Origin of the sequence: Enterococcus sp. AZ191, from assembly GCF_051713845.1 — a bacterium.
GTDB lineage: Bacteria > Bacillota > Bacilli > Lactobacillales > Enterococcaceae > Enterococcus_B > Enterococcus_B durans.
The window spans coordinates 1,404,751-1,416,548 of the sequence record NZ_JBIOQS010000001.1 but is presented as its reverse complement, the minus strand read 5'-3'; the positions used below and the strand labels follow the sequence as shown (position 1 = coordinate 1,416,548).

Here is an 11,798-nt window from a genome sequence, read left to right as displayed (position 1 = left end):
CTTAGAAATTTGAAAAACAACTCCTCTGAATTTTTTCTTATTTATTGAAGACCACTTTCTGCTATCTCCGTTTTTATTTCATCGATCTTCTTTAGATCGTATCTCCGTTGAAAATCGAATTTTTCACGATTACATAATCTACTTTTCGAATAGCTTCAAGGTCTCTTCCACCTGCATATGAGATCGAAGACTGTAGATCTTGCTGCATTTCAATCAGCGTATCTTTTAGTGATCCTTTATGTTGGATCCAAATTTTCTTACCTTCGACATTTTTCTTTTCACCTTTTTGGAACTCTGATGCAGAACCAAAATATTCTTTATACACGACACCATTCTCCACTTTTGTTTCTCCAGGTGATTCTTCATGTCCTGCAAAAAGCGAGCCAATCATTACCATCGTTGCACCAAAGCGTACTGATTTCGCAATATCACCATGCGTACGAATACCACCATCTGCAATAATCGGTTTTCTTGCTGCTTTTGCACACCATCTAAGAGCCGCCAATTGCCAACCACCAGTACCAAAGCCTGTTTTGATTTTAGTGATACATACTTTCCCAGGTCCAATGCCGACTTTCGTAGCATCAGCACCGGCATTCTCTAATTCACGGACTGCTTCTGGCGTACCAACATTTCCAGCAATCACAAAAGTTTCTGGTAAATGCGCTTTGATATGTTGGATCATTTCAATAACAGAATTTGAATGACCGTGTGCAATATCGATCGTAATATAGTCTGGTGCTAATCCTTGTTTGGCTAACTCTTCTACAAAAGAATATTCTTCCTTTTTCACCCCAACACTGATCGAGCTAATCAATTGGTGTTCCTTCATTTTTTTGACAAATGGGATTCTTGCCGCTTCATCAAAACGGTGCATGATATAGAAATAGCCATTTTCTGCTAGAAATTCTGCGATCGAGTCATCGATGATCGTCTGCATGTTCGCCGGTACTACAGGCATCTTGAATGTGTGTTTTCCTAGAGTAACGTTCGTATCACACTCTGAACGGCTATTCACGATACATTTATTAGGAATTAGTTGGATATCTTCGTAATCAAATACTTTCATTGACATGATCCTCCTGATGTTCGAATACAGTAAAACACGAACATTATTTACTTTCAAAGCACTTATTTTTAGCGCCCTATGTAATTTAACCTAATTGAAATAAAAAATCAAGAGAAAAAGCAAACAAAAAAACAGAATCGGTGTTTTTCCACTGATTTTGTTTTTTTGCCTATTGTTCGTTTTTAAGGGTATTTATATAGTTGATATAAAAATGAGCGACCCTTGCTCTTAGAGCGTCGGGCTCCTATCAGGTTGGTCAACTTTTTTAGCCGTTTCCCGATTTCTTTTTATATAGGACTCATTCGTGCTGTTAGCGACTGCTTGATTGATGACGACACCAAGTCGCCGAGAGTTGATCGACTGATTACTTTGAGCACGTTCTATCACCGGATGATTAAGAGTTCCTTGCTCTATTTTTGGCGGTTGTGTATTCTCGACAACTTCTTTTTCTTTCTCGACTTTCGCTAAGAGCTTACCCATTTCTCTTAACGCATCAGCTATCCTCTCTCGACTGCTCCGATTCGTATAAGCATCATAAAAATCAAAGATTTGGGGAGCTTGATACTTTCTAAGCGCCAATTGAAGATTTCCAGTAAACGAATCTTGTGTGTAGTTGACTTTTTTGAGTGTTTGACTAGCATTGATATACTTTATTTTATTCTCTGTATTCAAGGATGTATGATGTACCAACGCTATTCTTGTTTGGTGAAGCTTAGTTCTTACTTGATCCAGAGCCACAAATTGATTGATGTATGTAGCAAAAAGTTGGCTGTGCTTGACGCACAACTGCTGATACTCGAATGCTTTTTCTTTACTGATAGTTCGTCCAGTATCTTCGCACTTGTTGAGAATAGTTGCGGTAATTCCATCTAACTCATTTTTACTTTTTTCAATCAGTTTCACCTGTTCGGTCACTTCTTTATTTAATCGAGCTTTCTGTGTATGTAAGACTTTCCGACAAAGAGAATTGTTTTTTGTATATGTACCTGGATATAATTTGTTTTTCATTGGGTTTGTAGATAGAACGGCATTCAGTTGGATGTCCTCATAAGTGCTATTTAATCGCTCGATATACTTTTTCAACTGAGGAGGGTAGTATATTCCTTCAGCATTCTCCATTTTTCGTTTAGCCGACTCTGGTTCATAGTTCAACCTTTTAAATGTATGGCTACCTAGATAATATGAATATTTTTTGGCGTAATTAATGTCCTTTTCAATTTGATTCATCCTGCGTAATCTCTTTAAATGTTTCTCTATCTTCTTTTCATATTGATTCAATAAAGTAACGACCTGACCGTCCACGTATTTTTGTTCTATCTTCGGTCAATTTTTACTATTCCCATAATCAATCTGCTTCGTGATTTTTTGTTTTAATTGCTCAAGTTCTTGAGATTCTTTTCTGGCATTGGTAAACTCCCTCACAAAAAGCTTATTCAATGCTTTTTTCTCCGCCTTTAACAGATCCATATATGTCGGCATATTCTTCTTCCTTTCTTCATTCATTTTTTATGTGTTCTTCCTATGTAAAAGAGCCGTCAAATCAACTTCAACTGACTAACGGCTTCATCATTTCTAAGGCAAAATATTTCCTGCTGCACGATAAAGTTCATACCAATCTTCGCGCGTTAATTGGATTTCTGACGCTTTCGCAATTTCTTCGATCCTTTCAGGATTCATCGTCCCAGCAATTACTTGCATATTCGCAGGATGACGCAAGATCCACGTCGCTGCTAAACCGGTCGGAGTCGTTCCGTATTTTTCAGCTAAGTTATCCAATGCTTGATTCAACTCAGGGAATTTTTCATTTCCAATAAATACTCCTTCAAAAAATCCGTATTGGTAAGGAGACCACGCCTGGATAGTCATATCATTCAAGCGTGAGTAATCTAATACACTACCGTCATGGTCAACGTTTCCATCATCAGTCATATTGACATGGATTCCTTGATCGATCATTCCAGAATGCTTTAAGCCAAATTGCAATTGATTGGCTAGTAATGGCTGTTTCACATACTTCTTAAGCAAGTCGATTTGCATCGGTTTTTGATTGCTGACACCAAAATGGCGAACTTTCCCTGATTTTTCTAATTCATCAAAAGCTTCAGCCACTTCGCTAGGATCGACTAAAGTATCTGGACGATGGAGTAAAAGCGCATCTACATAGTCCATTTTCAAACGTTGAAGGCTTCCTTCCACCGATTCAATGATATGTTTTTTTGAAAAATCGAACATAACACCAGGAACTATCCCGCACTTCGTCTGGATAAATAGGTCTTCTCGTTTAAGCGACGTTTTTGCTAACGTATCAGCAAAAATCGATTCACATTCTCCGCCTCCGTAAATATCGGCGTGATCAAAAAAATTGATTCCATTATCGTAAGCTGTTTCAATCACTTTTACTGGATCCTTTGCTCCGTTTATTCGCATACAACCAAGAATAACAGAGGAAACCACCTGACTTGATGCACCCAATTGAATCTGTTTCATCTCAAAACTTCCTTTCTTTTCGGGATAATTTTACCACAACTTTAATGAAAAGGCTTTAAAAATAGACACCGTATTTTTCTATCCACCAGAAAAATACGGTGTCTTGCCCTATTCTCAACTTTTCGATTTTACGCGTAGCCCTTTTGCTCCAATATCCGTCCGATAGAATGTCTGATTCGTATCTTTTGCCGCAAGCGCTGTGTAGATGTTTGTTCTTGCCTCAGTCAAGGTTTCACCAGAACTCTCCACCAAGTAGATTCGCCCACCTGATCCCACCAATTTTCCATCTTCTTTCCCTACACCTGCATAATAGACAGTCACATCCTCAGATGAAAAATCAGGGAGTGACATGCCTTTTAAGTAGTCGCCCGGGTACCCTTCAGCTGCAACAACTACACCCACGTTATACCCCTCATTCTCCCATACAAGTTCACTTGGCGCTTGCCCTTTAAGCAATTCATCAATCACTTGGACAAAGTCACTTTTCAAACGGGATAAAACGACTTGCGTTTCAGGATCTCCGAATCTTGCATTGAATTCAATCACTTTGGGTCCCGTTGATGTTGCGATCAACCCTGCATACAAAATACCAACGAACGGACGTCCCAGTTCTACCATGCCATCAACGGCTGGTTGAAGGATTTTTTGAATCGCTTCTTCCACTAACTCGTCGGCGATTTGTGGCACTGGCGAATATGCCCCCATTCCGCCTGTGTTTGGACCTCGATCCTCGTCGTATGCTCGTTTGTGGTCTTGTGAGATCGGCATCGGATATATTTCATTCCCATTGACGAATGCCAGTAAAGAAAATTCCTCTCCCGATAAAAATTCTTCAACAACGATCAATTTTCCGCTGTCTCCAAAGCGATGATCTTCTAACATTTCTTTCGCAGCCTGAACTGCTTCTTCCACTGTCAAAGCAACTACGACACCTTTACCAGCAGCTAATCCATCCGCTTTAATCACGATAGGTGCCCCTTGTTCTTCGATATATTTTTTTGCAGCTGCAAAAGTCGTAAAGTTCTCTGATTCAGCTGTGGGAATGCCAAATTTTTCCATCAACTCTTTTGCAAAACTTTTCGACCCTTCGATTATCGCCGCAGATTGAGTTGGGCCAAAAATTTTTAGCCCAGCATCTTGGAAGTCATCGACGATCCCATTCAACAATGGCTGTTCTGGACCAACGAACGTCCAAGTAATCTGATTTTTTTCGGCAAATTCAATCAACTTTTGATGATCCAGTTCATGGATATCTACTTGTTCGATGCCATCAATGGTCATACCTGGATTACCAGGTGCACAATAGACCTTGTTAACTTTCGGACTCTGTTTTATTTTCTTTCCTATCGCATGCTCTCTGCCACCAGCACCTATGATCAATATATTCATCTGCTACTCCTTTGTATTAGTGTCTGAAATGACGTACACCAGTAAATACCATTGCCACACCATATTTATTTGCCATATTAATGGATGCTTGGTCTTTGATACTTCCCCCTGGCTGGATGATCGCTTTGATTCCATGTTTTGCGGCATATTCGACAGAATCATCCATCGGGAAATAAGCATCACTTGCTAATACTGCATCCTTGGTCTTAGCTCCTGCTTGTTCAATAGCGATCTTAACAGAACCCACACGATTCATTTGTCCCGCACCGATTCCTACTGTTTGATGTTCATTTGCCAAAACAATCGCATTTGACTTCACATGTTTCACTGCTCGCCATGCAAAAGCCATAGCAGCTAGTTCCTCTTCAGTCGGTTTTCGATCAGTCACTACTTGCCAATCTTGTTTCTCTTCCATCGCAACATCTTCGTCTTGGACTAATAATCCACCTAAAACAGAAACCGTTTCTTTCGTATACCTGGACTCTTTCAAGGTAAAATCAACAGTCAGCAATCGAATATTTTTCTTCTTCTTCAATACTTCTAAACTCTCTGGTGTAAACGATGGTGCAATAATGATTTCTAGAAAAAGCTTATGCATCGCTTCAGCTGTAGGCAGATCTACTTCTCGGTTGAGAACGATGATTCCGCCAAAAATCGATACGGGGTCTGCTTCATAAGCAGCATTCCAAGCAGCAAAAATCGTTGAAGCAGAACCAATCCCACAAGGGTTCATATGTTTCAACGCAACAACAGTCGGTTCTTGATACTCTCGCATGATCCGTAGCGCCGCATCCGCATCACGAATATTATTGAAGGACAATTCTTTTCCATGAAGTTGTTGTGCTTGGGCAATCGAATAACTTTCCGGCAATGCCGTTTCATAAAACGCTGCCTTTTGATGACTGTTTTCTCCATAGCGAAGATCTTGTTTTCGATCAAAGGTAAGCGTCAATTTTTCTGGTTCGCGTTCAGCTACTTGACTGGTTAGATACTGTGCGATCAAAGCATCATATGCAGCAGTATGGCGAAATACCTTTGCAGCTAATTTTTTTCTCGTTGCAAGCGACGTCCCCCCCTGTTCCTTCAATTCCGAAAGAACCACAGGATAGTCTGCAGGATCAACGACTGCTGTCACAAACTGATGGTTTTTAGCTGCGCTACGCAACATACTTGGTCCACCAATATCGATATTTTCAATTGCTTCTTCTTCAGTTACACCGGATTTCATGATCGTTTCTTTAAATGGATATAAATTGACACAGACAAAATCAATTGGCGTGATCCGCGAAGCTGCCATGGCCTCCATATGACTAGCTAGATCTCGACGGCCCAACAATCCCCCATGGATCTTTGGATGAAGGGTTTTGACACGACCATCCATCATCTCAGGAAAATCCGTTACTTCTTCAATTGAAATCGTGGGGATACCTGCTTCATCAAGCACTTTCTTCGTCCCACCAGTAGAGATGATCTCAATGCCATTTTCTATCAGCCCTTCAGCAAACGCAATAACGCCTTTTTTATCTGACACACTTATTAATGCTCTTGTCATTTTATATGAGCCTCCATCGTCTTCATTTCTTTTACAACTTGTTCAATCACTTTTGGGTAGATTCGATGCTCTACTTGATGAATCCGTCTTTCTAACTCTTCCAGTGTATCCTCTTTTTTGATTTCTACACTTTCTTGACAAATGATCGGACCAGTATCAATACCTTTATCAATGTAATGGATCGTCACTCCTGTTTTCTTTACTCCTCCTTCAAACGCATCACGAATACCATGTAATCCTGGAAAATCAGGTAATAAAGAAGGGTGGATATTGATGATCCGTGATTCATATTGGTCTAGTAAAGTAGAACCGATGATCCGCATATATCCTGCTAGAACAATCAAATCTACTTCTTTGTCCAACAAACATTCCAATATTTTTTCTTCGTATGCTTTTTTCGTCTGAAATTCTTTTGGAGAAAACACACTTGTCGAAATATCCAGTTTACTCGCACGTTCTAAAACGTATGCATTCGGTTGATCACAAAAAAGCCACACAAATTGATCTGTTAACCCTTTTTCACGGAAATATTCGACCAACGCTTGAAAATTACTGCCATTTCCCGAAGCAAATACTGCGATCCTCATCTTGTTGCCTCAGCAAATTCCACTTTTTCTGTTTCTAACGGCACGACTTCTCCAATACGATAAACAGCTTCCCCTTGTTTTTGTATTTTCTCCATGATCTCATCAGCTTCGGTAGCTTCTACTGCTAATACCATCCCGATGCCCATATTAAAGATTTCATACATTTCTTTCGTTGGTATTTCCCCGTATTTTTCCAAACAATCGAAGATTGGTAATGTCGGCCAAGAACCTAGTTGGATGTGAGCCGCTGTTCCTTCAGGCAGCATTCGAGGGATGTTTTCAACAAAACCGCCACCAGTGATATGAGCTGCGCCCTTGATTTTTTGCTCTTTCATGATCGGTAATAGTGAAGAAACATAGATTTTTGTAGGTTTTAGCAATTCTGCGATCAGCGGTTCTGATAATCCGCTGATCGTATCAGATAATGCAAAAGCGTGTTTCTCAAAGAAAATTTTGCGCACCAATGAATAGCCATTAGAATGAATACCACTAGAGGGCAAGCCAAGAAGGACATCCCCATCTTTGATTGCTTTTCCTGTGATCAATTGCGCTTTTTCAGCGATACCTACCGCAAAACCAGCAAGATCATACTCGTCTTCCGTGTACATCCCCGGCATTTCCGCTGTTTCGCCGCCGATCAGAGCCATATTGGCCTCAACACAGCCAGTAGCTACTCCCGCTACGACTTTTTCTAACTTTTCCGGAGAATTCTTTCCTGTTGCCAAATAATCCAGAAAATAGAGTGGTTCAGCACCTTGCGCAAGAATATCATTCACACACATCGCTACACAATCAATTCCGATCGTATCGTGTATCCCAGATTCGATCGCTAAGAGTAATTTCGTTCCCACACCGTCTGTACCAGAAACTAGGACCGGTTCCTTCAAATGGCTGAATGAGCCAAGCTCGAAACACCCGCCAAAACCGCCAAGAGCCCCCATTACACCAAGTCGTTCTGTCCTTTTGACATGCTTTTTGATCCTTTCGACTACTTCATAACCTGCTTCGACATTCACACCCGCATTCGCATAAGCATTTCTCATCTCGTTCGTGCCCTCCTTAATAATCAAAAAAACGATACTTTTTCTTTTAATGATTCCTGATACTTTTCTTCGTAATCGTAGAGTGGAGTAGGATAATCTCCATTGAAATAAGCCATACACAAACCAGAATATGGAGCATCCTCCGCTAGACCGATTGCTTGGATTAATCCTTCTTCACTTAAAAATTCAAGTGAGTCAGCTTCAATACATTGTCTGATTTCTTCTACACTATGATTCGCTGCAATCAGCTCTTTTCTAGTTTGGATATCGATGCCATAGAAACAAGGATATTTCAATGGTGGTGAAGCAATCCGCACATGGACTTCTTTCGCTCCCGCTTCTTTCAGCAAACGAACGATCCGCCGACTCGTCGTTCCTCGAACGATCGAATCATCGACCATCACGATCCTTTTTCCTTCGACTACACCGCGAACTGCTGAGAGTTTCATCCGGACTCCTTGTTCTCTCAGTTCAGGGGTTGGTTGGATGAAGGTGCGTGCAATATATTGATTTTTAACTAAACCAATTTCATAAGGGATACCACTTGCTTCAGCATAGCCGCTAGCAGCAGATAAAGATGAATTAGGAACACCAACTACCATGTCAGCATTGACTAACGCTTCTTTTGCTAAATTCCGTCCCATGTTCTTACGTGCTGTATGGACATTGATTCCTGCAATATTGGAATCAGGGCGCGCAAAATAGATATATTCCATTGAGCAGATGGCTAGTTGCGTATCTTTTGTATACGTTTCGACACGATAACCTGAATCATCGATGATCACGATTTCTCCTGGACGAACGTCACGCACAAACTTGGCACCTACTACCTCCAGAGCACAAGTTTCCGAAGCAATCACATACGCACCATTTTTCATTTGTCCAATCGCAAGCGGACGAAACCCGTTAGGATCAAGAGCCGCAATCATGGCGTCTTCTGTCAGTAAAAGATAAGCAAACCCACCTTTCACCTCATTCAACGCATATTTTAGTTTGCCAAGAAAGGTCTGCTCACCACTTCGGCGTATCAAATGCATCAGGATTTCTGTATCAGAATTAGAATGAAAAATCGCTCCATCTTTTTCTAATTCTGTTCGTAGTGAGCGCGCATTCGTTAAGTTACCATTGTGCGCTAGACCAACTGACTGATCATAAAATTTAAATAGGAAAGGCTGGATATTATCGACACTTCCATTTCCCGCCGTTGCGTAACGGACATGACCGATCGCAGCCTCACCCGATAATGCCTTTAATTTTCTTTGATCTTTGAACACTTCCGAAAGCAATCCGAGATCTCGATGACCTAACAGTTTCCCTTGATTATTCGATACGATCCCGGCTCCTTCTTGCCCACGATGTTGCAAACTATGAAGACCAAAATAAGTGATACTCGCAGCGTCTGAATGCCCCCATACGCCAAATACCCCGCACTCTTCATTTAAACTCTTTACTTCATAAGGCATTCGATCGCTTCCTTCCAGTTTCTATAGGCAACTTGAGTAGCCACATCGATTTTCCCATCAGAAGCTTGGATGGTGATTCTTTTTTCCGTGGTTACCTGCCCGATCAATGTCGCTTTTTCGCCTACGATTGTTTCAAAAGCTGCTTTATTCTCTGGCGAAGTCGTCAAAACGAATCTTGACTGTGTTTCAGAGAACAGCTTCGCTGTTGTCATTGTCGTCCGTACGTCTAAGCCGAATTCTTTAGGAAAAGCTGCTTCTGCCAAGGCAACAGCCACCCCGCCTTCTGCGCAATCATGCGCACTTGCGACTACTCCAGCCTTAATCGCTGCTAACACTATTTGTTGGTTCTCTTTTTCAATCGTCAAATCAAAGTGTTCGATATCTCCTTGGATTTTTCCTAATTGTAATTTTTGGAGTTCACTGCCATTGAAGTCCTCGTAAGTTTCACCAAGCAGATAGATAAGATCCCCTGCTTCTTTGAATTCTTGTGTCGTGATATTCTGTTGTTTTTCAATCAAACCGACCATTCCGATCATCGGTGTTGGATAGATTGCTTGACCATCTGTTTCGTTATAGAGAGAAACATTCCCAGAAATAACGGGCGTCCCTAACACTTTGCACGCTTCAGAGATACCTTCAGCAGATGTTTTTAATTCCCAGAATACTTCTGGTTTATCTGGAGAGCCATAATTCAAACAATCTGTAATTGCTAGTGGTTGTCCACCGCTTGCAACGATATTCCTTGCTGCTTCTGCTACAGCGATCTGCCCACCGATTTCAGGATTCAGATAGATATAGCGAGCATTACAGTCAGTAGTCATTGCTAATGCCTTTTCTGTCCCACGAATCCGTAAAACTGCCGCATCACTTCCCGGTCTGACCACTGTATTCGTTTGTACTTGTGAATCATACGTTTCATAAATCGAATGTTTCGAAGCAATCGTTGGCTGACGTAATAGATCAAGTAATACTTCGTTAGGATCAGTGAGCACTGGCTGATATTGACCTAATTCTTTGAATTCTTTGATCCGGGCAGGTTCTTTTGCTTCCTTTTCATAGACTGGTGCGTCTTCTGCTAACGCATCCACTGGTAAATTTGCTACTTCTTTCCCATGATGGTATAGACGATAAAGTCCATCATCTGTCACTTTACCGATCGTCACAGCATCTAGATCATATTTTTTGAATAACTCTTTCACTTGTGCTTCTGCGCCTTTTTTAACACAAATCAACATCCGTTCCTGTGATTCAGAAAGCATCATTTCATAAGGTGTCATATGACTTTCTCGTTGTGGGACATCGTCTAAACTCAGTACCAAACCCGAACCAGCTTTAGACGCCATCTCAGAACTTGAAGAGACCAAGCCAGCAGCCCCCATATCCTGGATCCCCACTAGAATATCAGCATGATCTAAAACAAGTTCTAAACAAGCCTCTAGTAAAAGTTTTTCCATAAATGGATCGCCTACCTGCACAGCTGAGCGTTGTTGCTCTTCTTCTTGGCTGAATTCTTCAGAAGCAAATGTCGCACCGTGGATACCATCGCGACCGGTTTTTGCACCAACATACATGATTGAATTCCCGACTCCTGAAGCTTGTCCCTTTTGAATATTTTGATGATCGATTAAGCCTACACACATTGCATTAACTAATGGATTCCCTTCATAACATGGATCAAAAGCAATCTCACCACCAACAGTTGGGATACCGATACAATTTCCATAACCGCTGATACCAGATACAACTTCATCTAATAAATATTTCGTACGAGAATTATCTAGCTCACCAAAACGCAATGAATCTAGAATGGCGATTGGTCGTGCGCCCATACTGAAAATATCTCTGATGATTCCTCCAACTCCTGTAGCTGCACCTTCATAAGGTTCAACTGCTGAAGGATGGTTATGGCTTTCCGCTTTAAAAACAACTGCTTGACCATCACCGATATCAACGATCCCAGCCCCTTCACCAGGACCTTGTAAGACTTGCGGACCGCTTGTTGGAAATTTACGTAAGATGGGTTTCGAGTTTTTATAAGAACAATGTTCGCTCCACATCACAGAGAACAAACCTGTTTCTGTATAGTTAGGCATTCTTCCTAGAATATCTTCTTCGATCATGCGATATTCTTCATCAGTTAATCCCCACTGTGAATAGATTTTTTTCTCTTTGATTTCTAAAGCACTTGGTTCACTTAATGTTTTCATT

At 41.0% G+C, this 11,798-nt stretch carries 10 protein-coding genes; all 10 read right to left on the bottom strand.

What is annotated here, in order from left to right:
- Positions 1-91: 91 nt before the first annotated feature.
- The 10 genes from guaC to purL all read right to left on the bottom strand — a co-directional run bounded on the left by guaC (position 92) and on the right by purL (position 11,797).
- Positions 92-1,069 carry a GMP reductase gene (gene guaC / locus IGI47_RS06860; RefSeq protein WP_311929871.1) on the bottom strand — a complete coding sequence of 326 codons (978 nt, stop codon included), beginning with the start codon at positions 1,067-1,069 and terminating at the stop codon, positions 92-94.
- Between the two features lie 228 nt (positions 1,070-1,297).
- Positions 1,298-2,296: a hypothetical protein gene (locus tag IGI47_RS06855; protein WP_438783736.1), complete on the bottom strand. Its 999-nt coding sequence runs from the start codon at positions 2,294-2,296 to the stop codon at positions 1,298-1,300.
- A gap of 96 nt (positions 2,297-2,392) precedes the next feature.
- Positions 2,393-2,572: a hypothetical protein gene (locus IGI47_RS06850; protein ID WP_438783735.1), complete on the bottom strand. Its 180-nt coding sequence runs from the start codon at positions 2,570-2,572 to the stop codon at positions 2,393-2,395.
- A gap of 69 nt (positions 2,573-2,641) precedes the next feature.
- Complete coding sequence (locus tag IGI47_RS06845) at positions 2,642-3,556, bottom strand: aldo/keto reductase (RefSeq protein ID WP_438783733.1); 915 nt, start codon at positions 3,554-3,556, stop codon at positions 2,642-2,644.
- 114 nt (positions 3,557-3,670) lie between these two features.
- On the bottom strand, positions 3,671-4,945 hold the full coding sequence (gene purD / locus IGI47_RS06840; RefSeq protein WP_311929868.1) for a phosphoribosylamine--glycine ligase: 1,275 nt from the start codon (positions 4,943-4,945) through the stop codon (positions 3,671-3,673).
- Positions 4,946-4,961: 16 nt separating this feature from the next.
- A complete protein-coding gene (purH, locus tag IGI47_RS06835) occupies positions 4,962-6,497 on the bottom strand; it encodes a bifunctional phosphoribosylaminoimidazolecarboxamide formyltransferase/IMP cyclohydrolase (RefSeq protein WP_438783732.1) in 1,536 nt (511 codons plus the stop codon).
- Complete coding sequence (purN, locus tag IGI47_RS06830; protein ID WP_311929866.1) at positions 6,494-7,084, bottom strand: phosphoribosylglycinamide formyltransferase; 591 nt, start codon at positions 7,082-7,084, stop codon at positions 6,494-6,496. The genes purH and purN overlap by 4 nt, the downstream gene beginning before the upstream one ends.
- Positions 7,081-8,127, bottom strand: a complete 1,047-nt coding sequence (gene purM / locus IGI47_RS06825; RefSeq protein WP_438783731.1) for a phosphoribosylformylglycinamidine cyclo-ligase — start codon at positions 8,125-8,127, stop codon at positions 7,081-7,083. The genes purN and purM overlap by 4 nt, the downstream gene beginning before the upstream one ends.
- 23 nt (positions 8,128-8,150) lie before the next feature.
- Entirely contained in the window at positions 8,151-9,590 is a 1,440-nt protein-coding gene (gene purF, locus IGI47_RS06820) for an amidophosphoribosyltransferase (RefSeq protein ID WP_123862460.1), read from the bottom strand.
- Positions 9,575-11,797 carry a phosphoribosylformylglycinamidine synthase subunit PurL gene (gene purL, locus IGI47_RS06815; protein WP_311929863.1) on the bottom strand — a complete coding sequence of 741 codons (2,223 nt, stop codon included), beginning with the start codon at positions 11,795-11,797 and terminating at the stop codon, positions 9,575-9,577. The genes purF and purL overlap by 16 nt, the downstream gene beginning before the upstream one ends.
- Position 11,798 lies beyond the last annotated feature (1 nt).